The organism is Nonomuraea sp. NPDC050663, assembly GCF_044456985.1.
Classification (GTDB): domain Bacteria; phylum Actinomycetota; class Actinomycetes; order Streptosporangiales; family Streptosporangiaceae; genus Nonomuraea.
This window is the reverse complement of sequence record NZ_JBITGL010000009.1, coordinates 169931-194156: the sequence shown is the minus strand read 5'-3', so window position 1 is coordinate 194156 and position 24226 is coordinate 169931. Positions and strand designations below refer to the sequence as shown.

Sequence of the window (24226 nt, the reverse complement as noted above, 5' to 3'; positions counted from 1 at the left end):
TGCCTTATTAAACTCTCCCTTGTGCCGCCGAATCCAGAAGAAACCCGAAATCGCCTCATATCCGCCGCCGAGCGGCTCTTCGCCGAGCGCGGCGTCGACACGGTGTCGCTGCGGGAGATCAACGCGGCGGCGGGCCAGCGCAACAACACCGCGCTGCAGTACCACTTCGGCGACCGCGCGGCGCTGGTGCGGGCCGTGCTGGGACGCCACCAGCCGGGCGTCGAGGCCGCCCGGCACCGGCTGCTCGACGCCTACGAGGCGGGTGCCGGGGATCCGGGCGGCAGGCGTCCGTGCGATGCGCGGCGGGAGCTGGCCGGGGCCCTGGTACGGCCGGCGGCGGCCAAGCTCGGTGACCCCGAGGGAGGGCGCGACTACCTGCGCATCCTCGGCCAGCTGGTGGCACGCCCCGAGCCCGCGGTGCCGCGCGACAGCATGCAGCGCTGGCGCGAGCTCGTCGAGCCGTGGCTGCCCGACGGAGCAGCCCGGCTGCACCAGCGTTTCATGGCCGTGCGCGTCACCTACGCCGAGCTCGCCCGCCGCGCCCTGCTGCCCTCGGGCGGCGACGAGCGGCTGTTCACCAGCCACCTCGTCGACGTGGTCGCCGCGGTCCTGGCCGCCGAGGTGTCCCAGGAGACGGCGCTGCTGCTGGCGGAACGCGACTGAACCGGAACCCTCGCGGGGGTGGCGGTGTACACCAGGCGTGGAAACGTACGAGGTGCTGGACAGCACCACCGAGGACGCGCCCGGCCGCGGGCGGATCGTGCTCGCCGCCGTCACGGTCGTCGCCGTCGCTGCGGCCGCCGTGCTGCTGTGGCCGCGCGAGGCCGCCCCGCCGCCCGCGACGGGGGCGAGCGCCGTCCCGACGCAGACCGCCCCGGTCCCCGCGCCGGTGACCGCGACGGGTGCGCCCATCGACGTCGCCCCTGCCCCCGAGCGCGAGGGCGAGCTTCCCCTGCTGCCCACCGCCTTTCCCGCCACCCTCGACCCCGCCGCGGCCCGCCCGCTGTCGTCGTGGCCGCTCACGCGCGCCATCGCCCTGTTCCAGCAGTACGGCGAGCAGGGCGACGGCCGCCTGCTCGCGCTCGGCGAGGACGGCGGGCTGCGCGAGCTCGACGGCCTCGACCTGGCCCCCGTCACCGACCGCGACGGCAACCGGCAGGCCGCCCTGGACGACACCTCCCTCAGCCCCGACGGCACCCGCGCCGCCTTCGCCCAGAAGGACGAGGTCGTGCTGGTCGAGCTGGCCACGGGCGCGATGAGCCGGCTGCCGCTGCCCGGCTTCAACGAGCGCGTCTCCTGGCGCCCCAACGGCATCGGCCTGCTCGTCGAGCAGGATCCGCGCGTCTACCTGATGGACACGCGCACCGGCGTCGCCACGCGCATGCCGTACCCGGCCTGGGGCCTGGTCGCGGGCGGCGAGATCGGCGCGGACGTGCACCGGCTCGACGCCGACGACGGCGAGAAGCCGGCCATGCTGTCCCGATGGGACTCCTCGGGCGTACGGCAGGCGAGCACGCCGGTGCGCCCCCCGGTCGGCACCGGCGAGTGGTGGGGCACCGGCTGGCTTCGCGAGGGCCGCATCGCCCGCGACGTGTTCGGCGCCGGCGGCCCGCGTCCCTACGGGGACGTCGTGGAGGCCGAGGCGGTCGTGGTGCTCGACGCCGCCACCGGCGCCACGCTGCGCTCGCTGGTCTTCGAGGGCTTCGGACGCTGGAAGGGATGCTGCGCGGTCATGGGCTGGTACGACCGCGACACCGTGCTCGTGACCAGCGGCGGGGAGCACTCGCGCCTGCTCGCGTGGCGGATCACCGACGGCGCGGTGTTCCGCGTAGGTGACCTACCCGCCCAGATGGGCCTGTCCCTAGGGATCAAGGGTGCTTCCTAGGACGGGGAGATAGGGACTCTGTCCGATGTGTCGTCATGCGCCTTAGCAGCACTCTAGAGGTGTCACCAAGGACACCGACACGGAGGACGACATGAACCCCGAGCTTGAGTACCAGCTGATGAAGAGCCAGGCCGGCGAGCTGCGTCGCGCGGCCGCCCAGCACCGCCGGGTGCGAGAGGCCGAGCGGGCCTCCGGCCGCCGCTCCTTCTTCGGCAAGCGCCGCGACGACTCGTGACGCCATGAGGACGCCGCATCGCGAACTCTGTACAGAGGGGCACCATCCCGGATGGTGCCCCTCTTCCGTGTTCTGACTCCGATACGTTTGTCCCTATGCTGACGACCGCGACTGACATCCGGCCAGCCGTCCAGTCGAGGCTCGCCTGGCTCGACGCCCTGCGCGGCCTGGGCGCGGCGGCGGTCGTGGCAGAGCACCTGTTCACCTGGGCCATGCCCTGGCTGCGGCCGGTCTGGTTCAACATCGGGATGTACGGCGTGCTGGTGTTCTTCCTGGTCAGCGGCTACATCATCCCCCACTCCCTGGAGCGGCGCGGCGACGTGCGCGGCTTCTGGATCGGCCGGCTGTTCCGGCTCTACCCCCTCTACCTGGCGGTCATCGCCCTGGCCCTGGCGGTGTCGTGGTGGGTCCCGATCCGCGCCGAGGTGCCGCGCGACCCGTCGGCGATCGCCTCGCACGCGACCATGCTGCTCGACGTGGTCGGCGCCGGGGGCGTGGTGAACACCATGTGGACCCTCTCGTACGAGATGATCTTCTACCTGCTCGTGTCGGCCCTGTTCGCCGCCGGCCTGCACCGCGGGCGCTCCTGGATCGCCGTGACGCTGGGCGTGACCGCCCTGGTCAGCGGCCTGTTCGTGGCCGGGCCCCCGCTGAGCGGCGGATGGCTGGCCTGGACCTCGATGGTGCTGGTCGTCCTCGGCCTGGCGGCCATGATCTCCGGCCGGATGCGCGGGCCCGCGGCGATCGTGCTCGGCGTCATGGCGCTGCTCCTGCTCCTGCTGTCGAGCCGCGTGCCGTGGTTCGGCGTCGCCGTCGTCGCCGTGATGTTCGCCGGCACCGGCATCCAGCGGTGGGAGCGCGGCGACGGCTCGCTCTGGCCGGTGCTGCTCACGGGCGCGCTGGTCGCCGCGACCCCGGTGTGGGCGCTCAACGCGGGCTGGTGGTGGGTGCGGCCCGACGTGTGGATCTCCACGATCGTGCTGGCCGGAGTCACCTTCGCCGCCGTCATGGCGCTGCGCGGGCGCACGATGCCGCGCGCGCTGACCTGGCTGGGGCTGGTCAGCTACTCCCTCTACCTGCTGCACCTGCCGATCCTCACAATGATGATCGCGGCCGTCGGCGACATGCGGTGGGCGCCCACACACCTGCAGCTGGCGATCGGGGCGGCGTTCCTGCTGGTGCTCATCCCGGCGACCTGGCTGAGCCACCGGGCGATCGAGCAGCCCATGCAGCGGCTGGGCCGCACTCTGAGCGGCGGCCCGCACTCCTAGCGCGGCGGCTCATCGTCGTCGTCGAGCATCGCCAGGGCCAGCGACCGCACGCCCGGCTCCAGATCGGGCGTGGCCAGCGCCAGATGGCTCAGCGACTCCAAGATGGTGACCGGCCGGGTCCTGCTCGCCTGCACCGCCGCCAGGAAACGCCAGCCGACCAGGGCGGCCACGTCCTGCCGCGCGGCCTGGTCGACCCAGGCGGTCGCGATCATCGCCAGCAGCGCCGCCTCGCTCACCCAGTCCTCCGGGCCGTAGGCCAGGTCGACGAGGATCTGGCGGCGCTCCGACGAAGCCCACGGCTGGTCGCCGCGGTGGTGGGCGATGCCCAGGCAGGCCCAGGCCTGCACCTGCCGCAACCACAGCGGCCAGGCACGCAGATCGTCGAACGGCAGGGCGGGCGGGTGCACCATGACACCGAGCAGCTCGTCGAGCGAGGTCGCCGCCAGCCGTACGGCCTGGTCGAACGCGCCGGGAAGGTGCGGCCACGGCTGCTCGGCCAGCACCGCCACCGCCTGCGCGGCCTCCTGGCCGGGCGGCGCGACGGCGGGGACGCCGCCGGTGCCCTCGTAACGCCACACCCGCTGCGAGACCGAGCGGACCGGCCCGTCGAAGCCCGTCTCCGGGACCGGCAGGCGCGGATCGGGCTCCGGCACCGCCTCGACCACCAGCGTGAAACCCGGCAGCGCCCGGCCGAAGGCGAGCATGGCGCTGGGCGGCTCGGGCGCCGAGACCCGCAGCGAGCCGCCCTCGACCCCCTCCTCCTGCTCCAGCACCTGGAAGAGCACGTTGATGACCGCCTCGGAGGCGTCGGCGGGACGGCGCAGCCACGGCCGGGTGCCCGACTGGTTGGCCAGCACCGAGGAGGCGTGCGTGTTGCCGGGATGCTCGGCCAGGTAGGCGGCCAGGTCGAGCAGGTGTCGCAGCTCGCCGTCGGCCTCGAAGCGCATGCCGCAGGCGGTCGGGTAGGCAGACTCGTGACGCGGATCGGCGTCGAGCACCTCCTCGGCCCAGCGCAGCGCCTCCCCGGGACGGCCCGCCCGGTGCACCAGCTCGGCCAGATCGGTGCGCACGTAGAGGTTGCCCGGCTCGATGCGCAGCGCCTCGTGCATCGCCGCCTCCGCCTCCGTCCAGCGCTCCAGGTTGCGGTAGGCGCAGGCCGCCGCCACCGCCGCCTGCAGCGACGGCTCCAGCGCCGAGGAGTGCTCGGCCAGCTTGACCGCCTCCTCCGCGCGCCCCGCCCGTCGCATCAGCATCGAGCCCGCCCACCACAACATCGCCTCGCCCGGATAGGTCTGCGCGGCGTTGCGCACGAGCTGGACGAACGGCTCCAGCGCCGGCCGTTCCTCCTCGTCGACCGGGTCGTGCAACGCCTGCGCCAGGCCCACGATCACCGTGCACAACGTGGCCGGCGACACCTTGCCCGGCAGGTCGGGCCCCACCATCCAGGGCACGTCGGCCCAATGACCGCGCGGCTCGTGCTGCTGCACCGAGCCGATCAGGGCGAGCGCCTCATCGAAGCCGCCGCGTGCCGCCAGCAGGTGCGCCCTGGCCAGCGCGGTGCCGAGGAAGAGCGGCTCGGCCAGGGGGAAGTCGTCCAGGCTCAGCCGGGCCAGCAGCAGCTCGTGCACCGCGAACAGGTTCGGTGCGTGCAGCAGCGCGGTGGCCACGTGCTGGGCGGCATGCCCCAGCTCGCCGTCGTCCAGCGCCAGGCGGGCCATGGACAACTCGCCCTCGGCCTCCTGGTACGGGTCGTTCAGGCCGTCATGACCGTCTGGTGCCACGTTCGTCTCCCCACGGATGGATCGCGACCCCAAACCCTGCCACAACCCTCGCGTCAGTCGCACCCCTCGAACTGCGGCATGAACGTGGTCAGCTCCAGGCCCGTCTCACCGAACCGGTCACGCAGGAGCTTGGCCGCGGCGCCGGTCTGGTACATCACGGTGAGCGCCCGGTTGATCTCCTCGCAGCCCGCCACGTCGCCCGGCCGTACGGCGATGCCGTACCTCTCCTCGGTGAACGGCGCGTTGACGATGGTGAAGGCGCCCTTCTCGCGGGCGGCGTACCCGGCCAGGATCAGGTCTCCGGTGGAGACGGCGTCGACCGCCCCCTTCTTGAGCAGCTCGACGCACTCGCCGTACGTGCCCGCCGGGACCAGCACGGCGGCGATGCCGCGCGCGTCGACGACCCGCGAGGTCGAGATCGAGCCCGACGCCTCGCACAGCCTGCGCCCGGCCAGGTCGCGCACGTCGCGGATGCCCCTGGTGCCCTTGCGGACCAGGATGTCCTGGCGGGAGACGTAGTACGGCCCGGCGAACATCACCTGCCGCTTGCGCGGCGGGCTGATGGAGTAGGTGGCCACCACCATGTCCGCCTCGCCGGTGCGCAGCTTGTCCTCGCGCCCCTCGGACGTCGTCTCGACGAAGCGCACCTTCTTGCCCAGGTGGCGGGCGACGTAGGTGGCCACGTCCACGTCGAAGCCCTCGAACGCCCCCTGGCGGGTCTTGACGGCCAGGCCCGGCTGGTCACCCTTGACGGCGACGACGAGCTCGTCGCCGTCAAGGATGGACGCGCCTCCTCCGGCCCCGCCCGCGCCGCAGCCCGCCGTCAGGAGCAGCGCCACGGCCAGGATCGTCCTCATCTCCCGCACGGTAGGAGGGGACGGTGAACGCGGGATGAAGCGCGGCTAGAGGTCCTCGGACAGGAGGGTGACGAGCTCGACGAGCTGCTCCCTGCTGAGGTTCTTGCGCAGCGCCTTGGCGGCGCTCTCGGGGCGGGAGACGGGGACGCTGATCGTGCGGGCGCGGAACCCGGCGGCGACCATGGCGGCATGGGTGCTCAGCTCGCCCGCGAGCACCTGGTGGTGCAGGGCGGGCGCCTCCTCGCGCAGCCGCTTGAGCGCGGGCGTCTCCTTGGGGGTTGCGGGCTCGGGTGCTTTGGGCGGCTCGGGCTCCTCGGGCTGCTCCGCTTCGATGGCAGCAGGCTCCTGCGCCGCCTCGCCGTCCGCCGCGTCACCGCCCGAGTCGCGGGCCGGTTTCGCGACCCGCTCCTCGTCGAGAGGCTCCTCGCCCAGCGGCTCCTCGCCGGCGGGCTCCCACACCACTTCCTCGACACCCGGCAGCGCCCCCGGAGGCAGCGCGCGCAACGTCTGCTCCAGCCGCGCCGCCACCGCCTGGTCGGTGGCCACCAGCCCCTTGACCAGCCCCAGCGTCACCCCGAGCCCGCGCGGCGGATCGGCCGTCACGAACTCCGCGAAATCGTCGTGCTCGACCAGCTCACCGCTCGGCCCGGTGAACTCCCGCCAGGCCTCCAGCTTCAGCACATCGCGCAACCCTCGCGTGGCGAGCTCGACGGCCGGTCGCGCCTCATGGACGACCGCCGACAGCTCCGCCACCCGCTGACCGTACTCACCCAGAAGGTCCTCACCAGGCACGCCGATCCTCCCCCGCCGCGTGTCAGACCGCTTGAGTATAGGGAGCACGCGGGCCTAACGCTCCGCTGATCGGGCAGTGGGCGAGGCGTGGAATCGAAGGAACGCACCCCAGAGGACCTGCCGCCCGCCGAGGCCGGAGTGGAGGGCGAGAGCGACGTCGTGGCCGAACGGTCGGGCATGAAGCTGCACCGCCCCCGCCGCCCGATCCCCGCGGACCTCGTCGAGGTCGGCGGTGGTGAGAGCGAGGAAGCAGAGGAGGAAGAGAAGGATCTGTCGTAGGGCGTTTCCTACTGTGTAACGTTGTTTCCCATGGGACCTCATCCGCACGGATGGTGGATCGTCCTCCACCTCCTCCTGTTCGTCTTCTGGCTCGGCGGCGACCTCGGCGTCTACTACTCCAGCAGGTTCGTCCTGCGCACCTCCCTCACCCCCCAGGCCAGGACCACCGCGCTGAAGATCATGAGCGGGCTGGATCTGTGCCCGAAGATCTGCCTGGTGTTGTTCCTCCCGAGCGGGGTGACCCTGATGGCCCTGGAGCCGCACGGGGCCACCCTGTTCGGGGTTCCGCTGTTCCAGCCGTGGCTGGTGGTGCTGGTCTGGGTCTTCGCGCTGGTCTGGCTCTGGATGACGGTGAGCGACCATCACGCGCCGGGCCAGCGGCGGTGGGTACGGCGGGCCGACTGGACAGTGAGGATCGTGCTCATCGCGGTGATCGCCGGGGCGGCCGCGTACACGCTGATCGCCGCGACGCCGTTCGGGGTGGAGACCAATCCCCGCTGGCTGGGGGCCAAGCTGGCGCTCTACGCGCTGACCATCGGGGCGGGGCTGGGGATCCGGCTGGCGTTGCGGCCGTTCGGGCCGGCCTTCGGGACCCTGGTGACCACGGGGTCCACGCCCGAGGTCGAGAAGGCGCTGAAGCGGTCGGTCGACGGCTGCGTGCCGTACGTGTGGCTCATCTGGGGCAGCGTGGTGGTGGCGGCGGTGCTCGGGGTGATCAAGCCGGGCGCGAACCTGTGACCGGCGCCCGGATGCTCACGCCGGGCGCGCGCCGGTGAGCATGTGAGCCCCGGCCGGGGCTCACCGCTCGGGGCTTATGGCTCGGGGTCGGCTGTGACGCCGTGGTAGCCGAGTTGGGCCGACAGGCGGGAGGCGGCCTCGACGACGACGGGGGCCTCCGCCTGCATGCGCGGTTTGAAGCGGGCGCCCGGCCCCGACAGGCTGACGGCGGCGATCACGACGCCGTCGTGGTCGAAGACGGGCGCGGCGACGGAGGCGGAGCCCTCCTGGCGTTCGCCGAGCGAGGTCGCGTAGCCCCTGCGGCGGATCGCGGCCAGTTCCGTGCGGAGCTTGGCGGCGTCGGTGATGGTGCGCGGCGTGAGCGCGTCGAGCCGGTGCCTGGTCAGGTAGCCCTCGACCTCCTCCTCCCGCAGGAAGGCCAGGATGACCTTGGAGGAGCTGCCCGCGTGGAGCGGGTAGGGGATGCCCAGCGACACCTCCATGCGCAGCTCCTGGTCGGGGACGACCTGCTCGACGTACATGCGCGTGTCGCCGCGGCGCACCGACAGCGTCGCCGTCTCGTGCACCTGGGCGGCCAGGCGGCGCAGCTCGGGGCCGGCCATGGCGCGCAGGTCGGTGCGCGCCAGGTAGGCGCGGCCGAGCGCGATGGCGGCGTGGCCCAGGGAGTAGCGCCTGGTCACCGGGTCGAGGTTGATGAGCTCGCGGCTGCGCAGCGCGGTGAGGATGCGATGCACTGCGGCCTTGGTCAGGTCGAGCTCGGTGGCGATCTCGGTCACCCCGAGATCGGGACGGGTGCTGCGGCCGAAGAGCAGCAAGACGTCCATCGCCCGTTCCACGGCGGCGATCGAGCGGCTCTGGTTCTCGGAGTCCACCTGCGCGGTCACCGGGACAGTGTATTTCGCTGAGGGAAACATCGTCACGTTGACACCGCGACGGCCTGCTCGTTACCTTCAGCGTGACAGCGTTTCCATTATCGAAACGGTGAGACCGTGGACGGTGACATCTTCCGCACGGTCATGGCCCAGTGGCCGAGCGGCGTGGTGCTGGTGACGACCGGATCCGCGCAGCAGTGGCACGGCATGACCGCGAGCGCCTTCGCCAGCGTGAGCCTTTCGCCGCCCATGGTCCTGGTGTGCCTGGCGCGGGGCACGCGCACGCACGAGCTGGTGAGCTCCAGCGGGTGCTTCGCGGTGAACATCCTCGGGCAGGACCAGGCGCGGCTCGGGCGGGTGTTCGCCGGGCAGGGCGAGGTGGCCGACCGCTTCACGCACGGGCGGTGGACGACGGGGGTGACCGGGGCGCCGCTGCTGGCCGACGCCGCCGGATGGCTCGACTGCCGGGTGCACCAGGCGCACCCTGGCGGTGACCACACGATCTTCGTGGGCGACGTGCTGGCCGCCGCCTCGCCGCGGCGCGTGGCGCCGGTGCTGTTCCACTCGCGGGCGTGGAGCCGCCTGGCCGATCCGCTGCCCGAGCGGGTGGCGGTCGCCGACACGGGCGTGCTGGGCGCGCTCCGGGCCCAGGGCGTGGACGGGGCACGGCTCGCGGCGCTGGCGCGCGGGATCCGGCTGGCGGGAACGCGGGTGCGCCTGCCGGGCGACGACCCGCGCGAAAAGGCAAGCGACGATCTTGATCCGGCGACCGCCTCGGTGGTCGTGCGCGATCCCGGTGACGTACGGCGGGCGGCTGCGATGGGGGTGGGGGTGGTGGAGTTCGACGCCGGTGAGCCGGGCGGGGATGCCGTGCCCGAGGCGGCGCGGCGGGCCGGGCTCACGGCCGTCGCCCACCTCGGTGACGCCTTCGCGCCGCACCGCGCCGAGCACGTGCTCGCCTCCGTCACCCGGCTCGCCGAGGCAGGGTGCGACGAGATCGCGCTCGCCGAGGGCGGCAGCGCGGCGACGCCCATGCACGTGCGCGCCCTCCTGGGTGACGCCGACGCGGGCGCCGCGCTCCGGGTGGGGCTGCGCGGCGGCGACGGCATGGGGCTGGTCAACGCTCTCATCGCGATGAAGAGCGGCGTGAGCCGCTTCGACACCACTCTGGGCGGTCTGGACGGGGCGCTGCCCGCGGAAGACCTGCTCCTGCTGGCCGGCCAGCTCGACGTGGCCTGCTCGGCCGACCGCGAGGCGCTCCTCGCACTGAAGCACTGAGCTGCTGAAGCGCTGGACCGCTGAAGCGCCGAAGCACTGAACCGCCGATGCACTGCACCAAGAAGGGACCACCGTGGCTGACCAGTTGACAGGCGAGCGCCTCCTCGACGACATGAGCGAGGACGAGCGCGCCCGAGCGGAACGGGTCGAATCCGTGCTGCCCGCGCTGCGCGCCGCCGCGCAGCGCGCCGACGCGGAGGGCGACTTCCCCGTCGAGCACGTGGCGCTGCTGCGCGAGGCGGGGCTGCTCGGCCTGGTGGTGCCGCGGGAGCACGGCGGCCTGGGCGGGACGTTGCGCGACCTGGCGGCGGCCACGTTCGCCATGGGCACCGCCTGCCCGTCGACGGCGCTGGCGTACTTCTTCCACAACACCAGCGCCTCCCGCGGCCTGCTTCCGCTGGAGGCGATCGAGGCCGGGCTCTTCGACGAGGAGGAGATCCCGCCGGTGCGGGCCTTCGCCACGAAGGTGCTGGACCGGATGGGGTCGGGGGTGTGGCTGGCCAACTTCGCCTCCGAGTCGGTCAAGAGCTCGGGAGCCAACATCACGATCGCCACCACCGCCCGCCGTACGGACGGCGGCTGGGTGCTGGACGGCGAGAAGTCGTTCGGCTGCGCGACGGGGGTGGCCGACTACTACCTGACCACGGCCAAGCTGGAGGGCCACGAGACGGCGGAGGGGCTGGCCACCTTCTTCGTGCCGCGTGACGCTGCCGGGGTCTCCACCAGGGCGGCGTGGGACGGGCTCGGCATGCGTGCCACCGCCAACAACGGCATCCGGCTCGACGGCGTCTTCATCCCGCAGGACGAGGCGCTGACGATTCCGGGAGCGTTCACGCGGATGCTGCGGATGAGCCGGGGCAGTTTCGTCGGCAACCAGCTGGCCATCGCCGCGGTGTACACGGGCTGCGCGCAGAACGTCTTCGACGAGGTCGTGGGGCAGCTGACGCGCAAGACGTTCGCCGACACCGGCCGGCCGATCGCCTCCTCCCCCATGCACCAGCAGCTCATCGGCGAGATGTCGGTGAACCTGGAGACCGCCTACCTGTGGTTGCGGCGGCAGCTGGATCTGGAGACGTCGCAGCCTCCCTTGCGGCCCAAGCCGGAGGTCTTCCGCCAGTGGCGCATGGGCAAGGGGTCGGTGACGGAGGCGTGCTTCCAGGTGGCGCTGGGGGCGTTCAAGGCGTCGGGGACGAGCGGTGCCATGATGGGCGGCGTCGTGGGCCGGGCGCTGCGTGACCTGGCCATGGGGCTGGTGATGACCTTCCCCGCCGAGCGCGGGAGGCTGGAGGTGGCCCAGATGGTGACGCAGGCCAAGGAGAACGAGTTGTTCACGACGGCGGAACGGCCGTGAGCGCCCGCACCCCGCTGGTGCTGGGGCCGACCGCCGACCTGGTCGACGGCGCGTGGGCGGCGGCGACCGAGGACCTCGGCTTCGACCTGGAGAATCCCGCCACCGGCGAGCCCGTCATCCGTGCTCTCGGCTCGTCCGGCGCCCGCGTGGAGGCGGCGCTGGCCGCCGCCGAGCGGGCCGCGCCTGGCTGGGCGGCCACCTCCGTCGAGGAACGTGCCGCGCTGCTCGACGCCGCGGGCGCCGCGCTGGCCGGGCGGGTGGCCGAGATCGTGGCGCTGGAGGCGTTCGCGACGGGCGTGCCGATCCGCCAGACGACCCCGCTCGGCTTCATCGTGCACGGCGCCTTCCCGCTGGCGGCCGCGCAGCTGCGGGCCGGGCTGCTGTCGTCGGAGCGTGACGGCGTCGAGGTGCACCGGCTGCCGCTCGGCCCGGCGTTGTGCCTGGTGCCGTGGAACGCGCCCGCGCCCATGGCGGCGCACAAGGCGGCCAGCGCCCTGGCCGCCGGCTGCCCGGTGGTCCTCAAGGTCAGCGAGTTCGCCCCGTACGGCACGCAGCTCCTGGCCGAGGTGCTGAACGAGGTGCTGCCGCCGGGCGTCTTCCAGCTGGTGCACGGCGACGCCCGCACCGGGGCGCTGCTGACCGGCGATCCCCGTGTCCGCGCCGTGTCTTTCACCGGCGGCCTGGCCGGGGGCCGGGCGGTGGCCGCGGCCTGCGCCGCCCACCTGCGTCCCGCCCAGCTGGAGCTGGGCGGCAACAACCCGCTGGTCGCCCTGCCCGACGCGGACGTGGCGGAGATCGCCCGCGCCGCCACCGAGCTGCTGACGACGCTCAACGGCCAGTGGTGCCGCGCGCTCGGACGGCTCATCGTGCCCCGCCCCCTGATGGAGCAGGTGGTGGAGGCGACCGGCGACCGGCTGCGGGCGCTGCGCGCCGGGGATCCGCTCGCGCAGGACACCGAATACGGGCCGCTGGTGCACTCGCGGCACCGGGAGCGGGTGCGCGACGAGACCGCCCGCGCGGGCGGCCATGCCGTGCCGTACGGCGTCATGCCCGACAAGGGCAACTTCCTGGCGCCCACGCTCGTCACCGGCGTCGACCTGGCCGACGAGATCTTCGGCCCGGTCGCCTCGGTCGTGCCGTACGACACCGTCGAGGAGGCCGTCGGCCTGGCCAACGCCACGCCGTACGGGCTGGAGGGTTACGTCGTCGGCGCCGACGAGGAGCGGGCCCTGGCGGTCGCGCGGCGGGTGCGGGCCGGCGAGGTCAAGGTCAACGGATCGAGCGTGATGAGCCTGCACCTGTTCACCCCGCGCCCGGCGTGGGGGCTTTCCGGGCTGGGCGAGGAGGGGACCACCGAGACCATCCTGTTCTTCACCGGCGCGCGTGTCGTCGGCGTCGAGGGCCGGGCATGAGCGACGTGCTCGTGGCCGGGGCCGGGCCGGTCGGGCTCGCCGCGGCGCTGACCCTGGCCAGGGGCGGGGCGTCGGTCACGGTGCTGGAGGCGGGGCCGGGGCTGGCCGCCGAGTCGCGCGCCTCGACCTTCCACCCGCCGACGCTGGAGATGCTGGCCGGGCTGGGCGTCCTCGACGCGCTCATGGCCAGGGGGCTGGTCGCGCGCACCTTCCAGTATCGCGACCGGGCGACGGGGCCGATCGCCGTGCTCGACCTGGGCGTGCTCGCCGACGACACGCCGTACCCGTTCCGTGTGCAGTGCGAGCAGAGCAAGCTCACGCCGATCCTGATGGAGGAGCTCGTACGGCACGGCGGGCGGGTGCTGTTCGGCCGGCGCGTCACCGACGTGCTGGCGCACGCGGGCGGCGTGGTGGTGACGGCCGGGGGCGAGCGCCACACGGGGCGGTGGCTGATCGGCGCGGACGGCGCGCACTCGGCGGTCCGGCGGAGCCTGGGCGTCGCGTTCGAGGGCCTGACGTATCCGGAACGTTTCCTGGTCGCCTCGGTCGAGGAGGACGTGGCGGCGCTGCTGCCGGGGCTGGAGCCGATCAACTACGTGTTCGATCCCGGGGAGTGGCTGGTGGTGCTGCGCACACCCGACCACTGGCGGGTGCTGCTGCCCACGCCCGAGGGGAGCGCCGACGCCGAGGAGCTGGGCCGGCTGCCCGGGCGGTTGCGGGCGGTGGCCGATCCCGGGCGGGACTGGGCGCTGGCGCACGCCTCGCTGTATCGGGTGCACCAGCGGGTGGCGGCGCGTTTCCGTCACGGGCAGGTGCTGCTGGCGGGGGACGCGGCGCACGTCAACAATCCCTTGGGCGGGCTGGGGATGAACAGCGGCATCCACGACGCCGTGCTGATGGCCCGGGCGTTGCTCGGCGATCCGGCGGGGGTCGGCGGGGTGGCGGCGCGGCGGCGGGAGGTGGCGCTCGGGCACGTCCGGGCGATCAGTCACGGGAACTGGGAGCGGATGCGGTCGGCCGACCCCGCGGCTCATCACGCCGAGCTCCGCGCCCTGGCCGCGGATCCGGGCAAGGCACGGGCCTACCTGCTGCGGGCGTGCTTGATCGACTCTCTCAGGGAAACGGAAGCGGGGACTCCGTGATCGTCAGGGAGAACCCCGCCCGCTTCACCGAGGTCGTCGGACGCAAGCCCGTCTCCTCCCCCGAGGCGGTCGACGCCGCCGTGCGGCGTGCGGTGGACGCCCGGCGCGCGTGGGCGGCGCTCCCCCTCGACGACCGGATCGGGGCCCTGCGCGCGGCCGTCGACGCCGTCGAGGCGCGGCACGGCGAGCTGGCCGTCCTGCTGGCGCGCGAGTCCGGCAAGCCGTTGCCCGACTGCCGGGGCGAGATCGGCTTCGCCCTGACCTACGCCCGGTGGGTGTGCGATCAGGCGCCCCGCGTCCTGGCGCCCGCCGAGGTGGACGACGCGGCCGGGCGCCTGCTCGTGCGACGCCTGCCGTACGGCGTGGTGGCGTGCCTGACCCCCTGGAACGCCCCCGTCATCCTGGCGCTGCTCAAGCTCGTCCCGGCGCTGGTGGCGGGCAACGCGGTGGTGCTGAAGCCCTCGCCGCTCGCGCCGATGGCGGTGAGCGAGGTGGCGGCGGCGCTGCCCGCGGTGGAGGTGGTGCACGGCGGGGCGGAGGCCGGGCGGGCGCTGGTCGGCCACACGCTGGTCCGCAAGGTCGCCTTCACCGGCGGCGAGGCGGCCGGGCGGCAGATCGCGGCGGCGGCGGGCGGCATGCTGACCCCGTCGGTGATGGAGCTGGGCGGCAACGACCCGGCGTTGTTCCTGCCGGACTTCGAGCTGTCGGAGCCGGGCTACGAGCGCCTGGTCATGGCCTCGTTCGCCACGAGCGGTCAGGTGTGCATGGCGGCCAAGCGGCTCTACGTGCCGCGCTCGCGGGCGGAGGAGTTCGCCGGGGCCTACCTGGCGGCGGCCTCGCGGGTGCTGGCGGTGGGCGATCCGCTGGCGGAGGGCGTCACGATGGGGCCCGTCGTCTCGGCCGGGGCGCGGGAGCGGATCGTGGCGCTGGTGGCCGACGCGGAGAGCCGGGGAGGGACGGCGTTGCGGCTCGGGCGGGCCGTCGGCGACCTCGACGCCGGATATTTCGTGACCCCCGTCCTGGTGACCGGAGTGCCGGAGGACGCGCCGCTGGTGCGTGAGGAGCAGTTCGGCCCCGCGGTGCCGCTGCTGGTGTACGACACCGAGGAGGAGCTCCTGGCCAGGGCGAACGCGGGCGAGCTCGGCCTGGCCGCCTCGGTCTGGTCGGCCGACGAGGAGCGCGCGTTCGCGATGGCCGGGCGCGTCGAGGCGGGCTTCGTGTTCGTCAACACGCACAACAGGACCGGGATGTCGCTGCGCGCCCCCTTCGGAGGGGTCAAGCGCAGCGGCTACGGGCGGGAGTACGGCGAGGAGGGCATGCTGGAGTACGTGCAGAGCGGCGTCGTGCACGCGCCCGCCGCCTTCCGCGCGGGCGGTGCCGGATCGGCGCCCGGCGCCTACCCGCTGTGAGCCACGAGCGCCGCGCACAGGGACCAGGGGCGGCCGTCGACCAGGTCGGTTCCGCGTGACACGTGCCGGTTGACCGCGCGGGCGGGCCAGATCTCGGCGTGCACGATCGTGTCGCCGTTCTTCACCTCGGTCACGATCGGGTGGCTGATGCGGCCGGTGAAGGGCCCTTCCCACGCGGTCCAGAGGGTGAAGTCGGAAGGCAGGCCGAGGACGGCGCCCGCCTGGCCGTCAGGGCCCTCGCCGCCCGCCGCGACGATGTTCAGCCGGTTCTCGGCCGAGCGTTCCAGCAGGCCGAGGCGCAGTTCCCAGGGTTCGCGCGGGGTGAAGGGCACGGCGACCACGTCGGCGTCGGCCAGGGCGGCCAGGCGGAACTCCTCGGGATGCCTGGCGGCCTGGCCCGCGACGATCGCCAGGCGGCCCCAGGGGAGCTCGTACACGGGGCAGGGCCGGTCACGGGGCGGCGTCACGCCGTCCTCGCCCACCAGGGTCCCGCCGCCGGTGACCACGTGGGCGCCGGTGCCGCGCAGGGCGTGGCGGGCGTCCGCCTCGGACACGGGTGACTCCTCGGGCAGCACGATGAGCCGCGCGCCCTCGTGTGCCGCCTGCCGTACCGAGGCCGCGTCCCCTCGCACCACCGCCACCCGCACCGACGCCGCCCCCGCGGGAGCACGGCGCCCGTGGGGGCGCTCGGCGATGGGGCCGTATCGTTCCGGGCGGCGCGTGGCGAACAGGCGCGCCCGCTCGGCGTCGGCCGAGCCGGGGTCGATGTCGGCCACCACGACCGCCTCGCCCTCGCGGGGCGCCTTGGCGACCACGGTGCCGTCGGGCGCGACGATCTGGCTCTCGCCCGCCCCGTGCAGCCACTGCGGAGGCACCTTGAGCCCCGCGCTGACCGCGTCGAGCCGTTCGGCGGGGATCAGCGGCCCGACCTTGTTGGCCGCCACCACCCACACCTTGTTCTCGGCGGCGCGCACCGGGATGTGCAGAGACGCCTCGTCGGTGGCGAAGGAGTTGAGGCTGTTGAGCAGCACCTGGGCCCCCCGCAGCGCGAGCCCCCTGGTGACCTCGTTGATGACGCCCTCCATGCAGGCGTACAGGCCGAGGCGCCCGGCCGCCGTCTCCACGACCGGCCCGGCGCTCACGCCCCGGTCGAGGTGGTCGTTCTCGGCGCCCATGAGGATCTGCTTGTCGGCCTCCGCCAGCAGCGTGCCGTCGGGGCCGTACAGGAGGGAGGCGCCGGTGGTGCGGCCGTCGTCGCGGGCGAGCGTCACGCCGATCTTGACGTGGATCCCGTGGTCGGCGGCCCGCCGGGCGATCGCCGTCAGGAAGGCGTCGCCGTGCCTGCACGCCCGCTCCCTGGCCTGTTCGCGGCTTTCGTACCAGGACAGGTGATTGCAGAACTCCGGCAGCACGACCAGCGCGGCGCCCCGCGCGGCGGCGGAGTCGATCGCGCGGAGGCAGGACGCGAGGTTGGCCGCCCCATCGGTGCCGACCTCGAACTGGGCTGCTGCGACCCGGACCACGCGGCCTCCATGTTACGTCTAGTGAAACCCTGTTTCCATTCTTTAGGATTCCGGCACAAACGTCCAGAGGAGGCCCCGGTGCTCACCCACGTCGTCCTGATGAAGTTCACCGACCCCGCCGACGCCACAACGGCCAAGGACCTGCTGGAATCGCTGGAAGGCGCGGTGCCGCAGATCGCCGCGATCCACGTCGGGCTGGACGTGGTCGGCTCCCCCGTCTCCTACGACCTGTGCATGACGACCACCCACGACTCGCTCGAGGCGCTGCGCGGCTACCAGGAGCATCCCGCCCACCTGGAGCTGGCCGGCTGGCTGCGCCCGCGCCTGGCCGCCCGCGCCGTCGTGGACTACGAGCCGTGATGCCGCTGGTGTACGGCGCGCTGGCCTGCGTCCAGGCCGGGCTCGCCCTGCTGCTGTTATCCCGCAAGGCGTGGATCCCGGGGGTCGTCGGGCTGGGGATCGCCGCCGACTCCGCGATCATCGCCCTGGGCGCGGGCGAATCGCTCAACTTCGTCAGGTTCGCCGTGCACGCCGTGCTGACGCCGCTCCTCATCGGCTATGTCGCCATGCTCCACCGCGTCCTGGTGCGTACCGCCTGGATCGCGGCGGCGGCGCTGATCGTCGTCGACACGGTGGCCCTGGCGGACCTGCGCCTGGAGCCGCGCGCCTGGGCGGGCACCCTGCGCTACGTCTCCGCCGAGTCGTCGCCCCCGGTGGCGGCCCTGATCACCACGGCGGCGCTGCTGGCCGCGGGGGTCGCGACCTGGCGCAGGCACGGCTCGCCTTGGCTGTTCTTCTCGGCGCTGTTCCTGCTCGTGGCCTCGGGAGCGGGCGTGGTCGTGCCGATCCTGGGCAACCTGGGCGAGGCCGTCATGCTGGCCGGGCTCTGGACAGCGGCCACCGTTTCGCGACATGCTGCAGAAAGGAAACAGCGTTTCAATGAATGAAACAGAGGTGCGCGGGTGAAGGAGACGCTTCAGCACGTCGAGCAGATGCTCGACGACTCTCCGGTCATCGACGTCACGCAGACCTTCGAGCAGCTACGCGGCATCCTGGCCGAACTCAAGGCCATGATCGACGCGAGGTTCCGGGTGGAGCGCGACCCATGCAGCCTCGACAGCTACGGGAGCCCCGACGGTCCCGGCGGCAGCCTGGAGGCCTACAGCGGGCCCGAGGTCGACTGGATGGTCCACTCCTGGCTGGGCAACCCGAAGGCCAGCTTCGCCAACCTGCACCTGACGGTGTGGCTCGGGCCGCAGGTCAGGGTGCCGCACCTGGGCATCGCGCTGCTGGTGTGGCCGGAGGGCTGGTTCTACGTCGACCACCTGCCGCGGGTGAACCTGGTCGAGGACGGCGACTACTACGACCGCCACTACGCCGGGCAGGACGCCTCCTGGGTCGGCTTCCGCGAGGAGAATCCCGACTTCACCTGGTTCACCAGCCGCTCGGGTTTCATCCGCGCCAGCCTGTCGCCCACCGCCCACTGCTACTCCTTCCCGCGCACCCAGGCCAACCTGGAGGTGGTGCGCCAGGTGACGCGTGCGAAGGTGGAACAGTGGCTGCGCTGGGTGGAGGAGGCCGAGCCGGTGCCGGAGGCGGAGCGCCCGGCGCTGGCCGCGACCGACCTTGCCATCAGGCGCAACATCGCCGAGCGCGACCCGGCCAACGTCATGGGCGTGCGCTTCTTCGGCCAGGAGCTCACCGACCAGCTGGTGCGCGCCCTGTGGGGCGGCGACCGCACGCTGCCGAGGCCCTCGTGATCAGATCGCTGTGGTGGGCGGCCGAGACCGGGGGCGAGCCGCCGTTCGGCACCGCTCACCTGAAGGTCTACTACCCGGCGCAGGAGCCGGGCAGGCTCACCGGCACGGCCGCGCCGGAGGGCGGGCCGTACCCGGTCGTGCTGTTCGTCTCGGGCATCAACGTCGGCCAGGACTCCTACCGCTGGCTGGCCACCGAGGTCGCGCGGGCGGGGTTCGTCTGCGTGACCTTCGACCGGGTGGCCGAGCTGTTCGGCGGCGAATACGGGCTGACGCCCGGCGTGGACCTGGAGGCGGCGACCCCCGAGTGGTACGGCACGCGCCCGACCTGCCCGGCGATCGGCTCGATCCTGTCGGAGCTGGAGCGCGTCCCCCTGCTCAAGGGCGCGCTCGACCTCGACAGGGTGGCGCTCGGCGGCCATTCGGCGGGCGGCTCGGTGGTCCTGCAGTCGGCCAGGCACTTCCCGCAGGTCAAGGCGGTCTTCGCCTACGGCGCGCACACCATGGTGGCCACCATGCTCGGCTGGCCGGCCGGCACGGTCCTGCCCGCGCAGGTCGACTGCCCGGTCCTGCTGGCGGGCGGCACCCGCGACGGGGTGATCATGGGCAGCGCCGACCGCTACGGCGAGCGGCAGCACGCCTCCGACCCGGTGACCCGCACGTTCGAGGAGGCCCTCACCGACCGCGACGGCCAGCACGTGCTGGCGCTGTTCGAGGGCGCCAACCACTTCGCCGTCGCCGATCCTGTCGACCCGACGGCGGCCAGGGCCTTCCTGGACCTGGAGCCAGAGACCGAACCACGTTCGGAGATCGCGCAACTCATCACGGCGTTCCTGCGAACACACCTGTACGGCGAGGCCCACGCCCTCCCGGGTGCCTCGCGACGCCGGTAGGAGAGCCCATGCTGAAGAACTTCTGGTACGCCGTCGAGTTCAGCCACGCCGTGCAGCGGCAGCCGCGCAAGGTGACCTGCCTCGGGCAGGACTTCGTGATCTGGCGCAAGCGCGACGGCCAGGTGGCGTGCCTGTCGGACCTGTGCGTGCACCGTGGCGGAGCGCTGTCGATGGGCACGCTCACCGACGACCGCATCACCTGCCCGTACCACGGCTGGGAGTACGAAGGCGACGGCGCCTGCGTGAAGATCCCGGCCAACCCGCCCGGCCGCGGCATCCCGAAGAAGGCCAGGGTCGACGCCTACCCGGTGGTGGAGCGCTACGGCATGGTCTGGGCCTTCCTCGGCGACCTGCCGGAGCAGGAGCGCCCGCCGATCCCGCACATCCCCGAGCACGACGACCCGGCCTTCCGCGCCGTCTACTGGGAGACCACGGTCGAGGCCAACTACGAGCGCACGATGGAGAACGTCGTCGACGCCGCGCACACCCCGTTCGTGCACGGCACCGCCTTCGGCAACCCCGACAAGCCGGAGATCCCCGACTTCGAGGTGGCGCAGAAGGAGTGGCAGGCCGAGGCCGACATCCTGCTCAGCCCGCCGCTGCCCAAGGGCCTGTGGGGCGCGCTGGCCAAACGCCGGCCGCGCCCCGAGCACGTCGTCGTCACCAACGGCTGGTACCTGCCCAACATCGTCAAGCTGCACGTGCGCCTGCCGTTCGGCGACCTGATCCTCTACGACTACAACATCCCGCTCACCCAGGACCGCACGCTGGTGAAGATCGTCGGCTACCGCAACTTCTTCACCGGCAAGTGGGCCGACGGCAACGCCGTCAAACGCATCCAGAAGATCTTCGAGCAGGACCGGCCCGTGGTGGAGTCGCAGCGGCCGGAACTGCTCCCCTTCGACCTGGCCGCCGAGCTCCACATCCGCAGCGACGCGCTGCAGGTGGCCTACCGCAGGCGGCGCCAGCAGCTGATCGACCAGGGCTGGTGGGTCGACGGCGACGACATCGTCACCGGCGACGTGCCGCGCCGCCAGGCCACCGTGATCGCCTCACCCGCCCGCCGCGACAACCCCGACCTGGCCCGTGCCTGGGTGCACAAGGCCCGAGGAGAACGAGATGAGCCTGCCGGAAGCGCTGAGTGAGCGCACCCTGGAGCGGCTGAGCGCCGCCCTGGGCCTGGCCGTGGCCGAGGACGTGCCGCTGAACTCACCGATGTCACCTCACCCGGTGGGACGCCTGCGCGTCCTGCGGAACGACGACGTCAAGGTCGTCACGGTGAGCCTGGTGGTCGCGCCGATCGGCCTCGACAGCCACATGATCTTCGTGTTCACGCCCCCCGGCTCCGCCGTGCCGCACTTCACGCTCGACGCGGTGGCCTCGGCCGACTACCACGCCATGCACCTCGACCTGATCCCCCGGGCGGAACTGGCCGTCAACCTGGCCTACCTCGACGCCTGCTTCGTGCCGCTGACCACGCACCTGGAGCAGGCCTGGCAGCTCGACGGCCTGTCCCCCGCCGCGGTGGGACCACGCCAGCGGGCCATGATGTCGCCCTGGATGCTGGTGTGCCGCGCCGGCGAGGAGGCCTTCGCCAAGCTCGGGCCCACCGTCGACGCCTACCTCGACCACTGGCTCGACCTGCTCGACCGCGGCGTGCCCGCGGTCGGAGGCGACCTGGCGGAACGCGACCTGGCCAACCGCGCCAACCTGTTCTCGCCCGACGTCGACCCGGTCTGGATGCAGGTCACCCGCCTGCTCGGCGAGGAGCAGGCGGAGCGGGTGCGCGGGGAGCTGCTGCGGTGAAGCCCAGCCAGTGGCAGCAGCGCATCCAGGGCGAATGGGTCGGCAGGCCGTCCCTGTTCGACGCCACCGGCACCTGGCAGGGATACGAGGACATCCGCCGCTCGTCGATCTTCGAGAACGGCACCACCACCTACGTCATGGACGGCGGCCTGACCGGGGGCGGCCCGCTGGCCGGACGTTTCCGCCTGGGCGCGCCGTTCGCCTTCGGCGTGGTCGACTCCGACGCCGACCGGCTCTACACCGGGCCCGACTTCCACGGCAGCGGGCAGCCCTACGGCGGCTTCGTGGACGCCCACTACTACGGGCCCGGCTGGCAGGTCGGGCTCAACACCTGGAACCAGACGATCGGCGACACCCAGGTCTACTCCTCGCTGCTGTCGCAGGGGCCCGCGATCGTGGGCTGCTTCAACGGCCTCTACACCCGCGACGCCGCCCTGGTCGAGGAGTGGCTGGCCGCCGAGACCACCAACGGGCCCGTGCCGTATATCCTGCCGACCAAGACGGCGGGCGCGTACACCGGCGTGTGCGAGGTGTACGGCGCCGACCAGAAGCCGCGCGGCACGCTCGACGTCTCCATCGAGGTCGAGCCGATCGACCTGCTGCGCGCCAGGCACCGGATGACGCTCGGCGAGCCGTACACGACCGAGGTGCGGCGCGACGGCTTCCGCTCGTTCTACGAGGGCCCGCAGGTGTGGGGCAACGCGCAGGCGTACGGCAGGGCCAGCTACCCGCTGCTGCACCTGGGCGGCGCGCGCAGGGTGCACGGCCGCGAGTTCATGATGGACGCCGCGCCCGGCATGGGCGCCGGATCCTCGCTCGCCGTCGTCTACGAGGTCTTCGCCGGCAACCGCCTCGACGAGGTGATTCACGGGGTGCTCACATGGTCATCGTCATAACGGGCGGCACCCGCGGCATCGGCCGCGGCCTGGCCGAGCAGTTCACCGCGATGGGGCACACGGTCGTCGCCTTCGGCAGCGCCGCCTGCGACGTCAGCGACCGCGACCAGGTCCAGGCGGCGTGGGACGCGGCCGTCAAGGAGCACGGCCAGGTCGACGTCTGGATCAACAACGCGGGCATCACCCACGACCGCCTCCCGCTGTGGGAGCTCGACCGGCTGCAGGCCGAGCGGGTGGTCGCGGTCAACCTGCTGGGCGTGATCAACGGGTGCGCGGTCGCGCTCGCCGGGATGGCCGCCCAGGGGCGCGGGCACGTGTGGAACATGGAGGGCCTGGGCAGCGACGGCCGGGCCGTCGCGGGCATCTCCGTCTACGGCGCGACCAAGAGCGCGCTCACCACGCTGACGAGGGCGCTGGCCAAGGAGGTGCCCGCGGGCGTCTCCGTGGGGCTGCTCAGCCCCGGCATGGTCGTCACCGACCTGCTGGTGCGGGATCTGACGCCGCAGTCGCGCAAGATCTTCGACATCCTGGCCGACCGCGTCGAGACCGTCACCCCGTGGCTGGCCCGCCAGGCCGTGGAGCGCAGGACCAACGGCGCGCACGTTCGGTGGCTGACCCGCCGCAAGGTCATGGCCCGCTTCGCCTCCGCCCCCTTCACCAAGAGGAAGGTGCTCCCGTGACCGACGCGCTCGGCTGGCGGGCCAAGCTGGGCGTCATCGCGCCCTCCACCAACACGATCGTCGAACCCGACTTCTACCGGATGACCGTCCCGGGGGTGACCGCGCATTTCGGCCGCATCCACATCCGCGACCAGAACATGGACGGCGACGAGGGCATGGAGCGCCTGCTGGAGCAGATCCGCGCCGAGATCGGTGCGGCCTGCGAGCGGGTGCTGACCTGCGAGCCCGACTCCATGGTGATGGGCATGTCCGCCGAGACGTTCTGGGGCGGCGTCGAGGGCAACCGGCAGTTCGTCAGCCAGATCAACGCCATCACCGGCCTGCGGGTCGCCACCGGCGCCGAGGCCTGCGAGCGGGCACTGAAGCTGTACGGCGCGCGCAGGATCGGCGTGGTCACCCCCTACCAGCCGGTCGGCGACGAGAACGTGGTCAGGTTCTTCTCCGAGATCGGCTTCGACGTGGTCGCGATCAAGGGGCTGAAGTGCCCCACCGCGGTGTCGATCGCCCACGTGGGCGAGGACGAGTTGCGCGCCGCCCTGCTCGAGGTGGACTCGGCCGAGGTCGACGCGCTGGTGCAGTGCGGCACGAACCTGTCGATGGTGCGGCTGGCCGACGAGGCCGAGCGGTGGCTGGGCAAGCCGGTGATCGCCATCAACGCGGCCACCTGGTGGATGGCGCTGCGCGACAGCGGGGTCACCGACCCGGTGTACGGCGCGGGCCGCCTGCTGCGGGAGCACTGAGGGGTCGCACCAGGATCCGGCCCCCGTCCGGCGGGCCGGAATCGTGCTGCGCCCAGCGCCAGTCGCCGACGGTGAGAAGCTCGCCCGGTTCCTCCGGAGGCTGGTCGAGGAGCCGGGTCGCCCGGCCCAGCACGAGGCCGCCGTCGGGGATGGCGGCCTCGGCCAGTGTCACGTGCAACGATCCCTCGGCGGGCGGCTCCCCCTCGCCCGCCGCCCACCGGGCGGGCGCGTCGAACCAGGCGACGGCGAGGGCGCCGTCCGGGGTCGCGCTGGAGAAGCGGGGCGTGCGCGCGGGCAGCCAGGCGTAGTCGCCCGGCCGGTAGCGTCGCCCCGACACGCGCAGTTCGCCGTCGAGGAGCACGAACTCCTCCCCCGCCAGGTAGTGCCCCCGCTCAGGGCGGCTCCAGCCGGGCGGGAAGCGCACGAGCATCGCGCCGCCGCCGAGCTCGGCCAGGCCGACCGGGGTGGTGGAGCCGGGGATGAGGAAGGACCGGTCGGCGGGGAGGCCCATGAGGCGGATCACCCCGCCACCGTAATCGTCTGACGTTTCACCGGTCAACGGCCGGCCGGGCTGGCTAGCTCCAAATCGCCACAGTTACCTCTCCTTGACGCAGCGTCGCCCCCGGTGG

Annotated in this window: 26 protein-coding genes; 20 read left to right on the top strand and 6 right to left on the bottom strand. The window is 73.0% G+C overall.

Translation table 11 applies throughout. From position 1 onward, the window contains the following. The first annotated feature begins 21 nt into the window (after nucleotides 1–21). From ACIBH1_RS28075 to ACIBH1_RS28060, 4 genes are all read left to right on the top strand, one after another. Nucleotides 22–663, top strand: coding sequence for a TetR/AcrR family transcriptional regulator (locus ACIBH1_RS28075; protein WP_397316936.1), 642 nt, complete (start codon nucleotides 22–24; stop codon nucleotides 661–663). A gap of 37 nt (nucleotides 664–700) precedes the next feature. Then, the gene (locus tag ACIBH1_RS28070; protein WP_397316935.1) at nucleotides 701–1885 is read left to right on the top strand and encodes a hypothetical protein; all 1185 of its coding nucleotides are present in this window, start codon (nucleotides 701–703) and stop codon (nucleotides 1883–1885) included. 91 nt (nucleotides 1886–1976) lie between these two features. Next, complete coding sequence (locus tag ACIBH1_RS28065; RefSeq protein WP_397316934.1) at nucleotides 1977–2120, top strand: hypothetical protein; 144 nt, start codon at nucleotides 1977–1979, stop codon at nucleotides 2118–2120. Between the two features lie 95 nt (nucleotides 2121–2215). Continuing rightward, nucleotides 2216–3391 carry an acyltransferase family protein gene (locus ACIBH1_RS28060; protein ID WP_397316933.1) on the top strand — a complete coding sequence of 392 codons (1176 nt, stop codon included), beginning with the start codon at nucleotides 2216–2218 and terminating at the stop codon, nucleotides 3389–3391. On the opposite strand, the gene ACIBH1_RS28055 is transcribed toward ACIBH1_RS28060, so the two are convergent. Genes ACIBH1_RS28055 through ACIBH1_RS28045 form a run of 3 tightly spaced genes read right to left on the bottom strand, consistent with a single transcriptional unit; the run spans nucleotide 3388 to nucleotide 6821 of the window. Next, nucleotides 3388–5172: a tetratricopeptide repeat protein gene (locus ACIBH1_RS28055; RefSeq protein WP_397316932.1), complete on the bottom strand. Its 1785-nt coding sequence runs from the start codon at nucleotides 5170–5172 to the stop codon at nucleotides 3388–3390. The two genes, ACIBH1_RS28060 and ACIBH1_RS28055, sit on opposite strands and share 4 nt — an antisense overlap. Before the next feature lie 53 nt (nucleotides 5173–5225). After that, nucleotides 5226–6029, bottom strand: a complete 804-nt coding sequence (locus tag ACIBH1_RS28050; protein ID WP_397316931.1) for a glutamate ABC transporter substrate-binding protein — start codon at nucleotides 6027–6029, stop codon at nucleotides 5226–5228. A 45-nt stretch (nucleotides 6030–6074) separates the two neighbouring features. Continuing rightward, entirely contained in the window at nucleotides 6075–6821 is a 747-nt protein-coding gene (locus ACIBH1_RS28045; RefSeq protein ID WP_397316930.1) for a hypothetical protein, read from the bottom strand. 87 nt (nucleotides 6822–6908) lie between these two features. On the opposite strand from ACIBH1_RS28045, the gene ACIBH1_RS28040 reads away from it, so the two are divergent. After that, complete coding sequence (locus ACIBH1_RS28040) at nucleotides 6909–7100, top strand: hypothetical protein (RefSeq protein WP_397316929.1); 192 nt, start codon at nucleotides 6909–6911, stop codon at nucleotides 7098–7100. 30 nt (nucleotides 7101–7130) lie between these two features. After that, nucleotides 7131–7838: a hypothetical protein gene (locus ACIBH1_RS28035; protein ID WP_397316928.1), complete on the top strand. Its 708-nt coding sequence runs from the start codon at nucleotides 7131–7133 to the stop codon at nucleotides 7836–7838. 74 nt (nucleotides 7839–7912) lie between these two features. On the opposite strand, the gene ACIBH1_RS28030 is transcribed toward ACIBH1_RS28035, so the two are convergent. Next, nucleotides 7913–8722, bottom strand: coding sequence for an IclR family transcriptional regulator (locus ACIBH1_RS28030; RefSeq protein ID WP_397316927.1), 810 nt, complete (start codon nucleotides 8720–8722; stop codon nucleotides 7913–7915). A 105-nt stretch (nucleotides 8723–8827) separates the two neighbouring features. On the opposite strand from ACIBH1_RS28030, the gene ACIBH1_RS28025 reads away from it, so the two are divergent. The 5 genes from ACIBH1_RS28025 (at nucleotide 8828) to ACIBH1_RS28005 (ending at nucleotide 15302) form a co-directional block, all read left to right on the top strand. Then, nucleotides 8828–9988 carry a flavin reductase gene (locus tag ACIBH1_RS28025; protein WP_397316926.1) on the top strand — a complete coding sequence of 387 codons (1161 nt, stop codon included), beginning with the start codon at nucleotides 8828–8830 and terminating at the stop codon, nucleotides 9986–9988. A 73-nt stretch (nucleotides 9989–10061) separates the two neighbouring features. Next, nucleotides 10062–11339 (top strand): acyl-CoA dehydrogenase family protein, encoded by a 1278-nt coding sequence (locus ACIBH1_RS28020; protein WP_397316925.1) that lies wholly within the window; start codon nucleotides 10062–10064, stop codon nucleotides 11337–11339. Then, nucleotides 11336–12751: an aldehyde dehydrogenase family protein gene (locus tag ACIBH1_RS28015; protein WP_397316924.1), complete on the top strand. Its 1416-nt coding sequence runs from the start codon at nucleotides 11336–11338 to the stop codon at nucleotides 12749–12751. Before ACIBH1_RS28020 ends, ACIBH1_RS28015 begins: the two co-directional genes overlap by 4 nt. Beyond that, complete coding sequence (locus ACIBH1_RS28010) at nucleotides 12748–13893, top strand: FAD-dependent oxidoreductase (protein WP_397316923.1); 1146 nt, start codon at nucleotides 12748–12750, stop codon at nucleotides 13891–13893. Before ACIBH1_RS28015 ends, ACIBH1_RS28010 begins: the two co-directional genes overlap by 4 nt. Then, a complete protein-coding gene (locus ACIBH1_RS28005) occupies nucleotides 13890–15302 on the top strand; it encodes an aldehyde dehydrogenase family protein (RefSeq protein WP_397316922.1) in 1413 nt (470 codons plus the stop codon). The genes ACIBH1_RS28010 and ACIBH1_RS28005 overlap by 4 nt, the downstream gene beginning before the upstream one ends. Here the strand turns inward: ACIBH1_RS28005 and ACIBH1_RS28000 are convergent. Beyond that, nucleotides 15290–16825, bottom strand: coding sequence for a carbon-nitrogen hydrolase family protein (locus ACIBH1_RS28000; protein ID WP_397316921.1), 1536 nt, complete (start codon nucleotides 16823–16825; stop codon nucleotides 15290–15292). The genes ACIBH1_RS28005 and ACIBH1_RS28000 overlap by 13 nt on opposite strands. Before the next feature lie 78 nt (nucleotides 16826–16903). Here ACIBH1_RS28000 and ACIBH1_RS27995 point away from each other — a divergent pair, with 78 nt between their 5' ends. Genes ACIBH1_RS27995 through ACIBH1_RS27955 form a run of 9 tightly spaced genes read left to right on the top strand, consistent with a single transcriptional unit; the run spans nucleotide 16904 to nucleotide 23597 of the window. Then, nucleotides 16904–17185, top strand: coding sequence for a Dabb family protein (locus ACIBH1_RS27995; protein WP_397316920.1), 282 nt, complete (start codon nucleotides 16904–16906; stop codon nucleotides 17183–17185). Then, the gene (locus tag ACIBH1_RS27990; RefSeq protein WP_397316919.1) at nucleotides 17182–17772 is read left to right on the top strand and encodes a hypothetical protein; all 591 of its coding nucleotides are present in this window, start codon (nucleotides 17182–17184) and stop codon (nucleotides 17770–17772) included. Before ACIBH1_RS27995 ends, ACIBH1_RS27990 begins: the two co-directional genes overlap by 4 nt. Before the next feature lie 15 nt (nucleotides 17773–17787). Further along, a complete protein-coding gene (locus ACIBH1_RS27985) occupies nucleotides 17788–18585 on the top strand; it encodes an oxidoreductase (RefSeq protein ID WP_397316918.1) in 798 nt (265 codons plus the stop codon). Continuing rightward, nucleotides 18582–19475 carry an alpha/beta hydrolase family protein gene (locus ACIBH1_RS27980; protein ID WP_397316917.1) on the top strand — a complete coding sequence of 298 codons (894 nt, stop codon included), beginning with the start codon at nucleotides 18582–18584 and terminating at the stop codon, nucleotides 19473–19475. Before ACIBH1_RS27985 ends, ACIBH1_RS27980 begins: the two co-directional genes overlap by 4 nt. An 8-nt stretch (nucleotides 19476–19483) precedes the next feature. Further along, complete coding sequence (locus ACIBH1_RS27975) at nucleotides 19484–20620, top strand: Rieske 2Fe-2S domain-containing protein (RefSeq protein WP_397316916.1); 1137 nt, start codon at nucleotides 19484–19486, stop codon at nucleotides 20618–20620. Further along, nucleotides 20595–21281 carry a hypothetical protein gene (locus ACIBH1_RS27970; protein WP_397316915.1) on the top strand — a complete coding sequence of 229 codons (687 nt, stop codon included), beginning with the start codon at nucleotides 20595–20597 and terminating at the stop codon, nucleotides 21279–21281. Before ACIBH1_RS27975 ends, ACIBH1_RS27970 begins: the two co-directional genes overlap by 26 nt. After that, on the top strand, nucleotides 21278–22177 hold the full coding sequence (locus ACIBH1_RS27965) for a hypothetical protein (RefSeq protein WP_397316914.1): 900 nt from the start codon (nucleotides 21278–21280) through the stop codon (nucleotides 22175–22177). The genes ACIBH1_RS27970 and ACIBH1_RS27965 overlap by 4 nt, the downstream gene beginning before the upstream one ends. Then, nucleotides 22162–22857, top strand: a complete 696-nt coding sequence (locus tag ACIBH1_RS27960; protein WP_397316913.1) for an SDR family NAD(P)-dependent oxidoreductase — start codon at nucleotides 22162–22164, stop codon at nucleotides 22855–22857. Before ACIBH1_RS27965 ends, ACIBH1_RS27960 begins: the two co-directional genes overlap by 16 nt. Further along, entirely contained in the window at nucleotides 22854–23597 is a 744-nt protein-coding gene (locus ACIBH1_RS27955; protein WP_397316912.1) for an arylmalonate decarboxylase, read from the top strand. Before ACIBH1_RS27960 ends, ACIBH1_RS27955 begins: the two co-directional genes overlap by 4 nt. Here the strand turns inward: ACIBH1_RS27955 and ACIBH1_RS27950 are convergent. Continuing rightward, nucleotides 23551–24120 (bottom strand): hypothetical protein, encoded by a 570-nt coding sequence (locus ACIBH1_RS27950; RefSeq protein WP_397316911.1) that lies wholly within the window; start codon nucleotides 24118–24120, stop codon nucleotides 23551–23553. The genes ACIBH1_RS27955 and ACIBH1_RS27950 overlap by 47 nt on opposite strands. Nucleotides 24121–24226: the final 106 nt, after the last annotated feature.

Excerpts from the sequence above, each read along its gene's own strand:
- ACIBH1_RS28065 (WP_397316934.1), top strand. The coding sequence starts at position 1,977 with ATGAACCCCGAGCTTGAGTACCAGCTGATGAAGAGCCAGGCCGGCGAG.
- ACIBH1_RS28060 (WP_397316933.1), top strand. The coding sequence starts at position 2,216 with ATGCTGACGACCGCGACTGACATCCGGCCAGCCGTCCAGTCGAGGCTC.
- ACIBH1_RS28050 (WP_397316931.1), bottom strand. The coding sequence starts at position 6,029 with ATGAGGACGATCCTGGCCGTGGCGCTGCTCCTGACGGCGGGCTGCGGC.
- ACIBH1_RS28035 (WP_397316928.1), top strand. The coding sequence starts at position 7,131 with ATGGGACCTCATCCGCACGGATGGTGGATCGTCCTCCACCTCCTCCTG.
- ACIBH1_RS28010 (WP_397316923.1), top strand. The coding sequence starts at position 12,748 with ATGAGCGACGTGCTCGTGGCCGGGGCCGGGCCGGTCGGGCTCGCCGCG.
- ACIBH1_RS27975 (WP_397316916.1), top strand. The coding sequence starts at position 19,484 with ATGCTGAAGAACTTCTGGTACGCCGTCGAGTTCAGCCACGCCGTGCAG.
- ACIBH1_RS27970 (WP_397316915.1), top strand. The coding sequence starts at position 20,595 with ATGAGCCTGCCGGAAGCGCTGAGTGAGCGCACCCTGGAGCGGCTGAGC.
- ACIBH1_RS27960 (WP_397316913.1), top strand. The coding sequence starts at position 22,162 with ATGGTCATCGTCATAACGGGCGGCACCCGCGGCATCGGCCGCGGCCTG.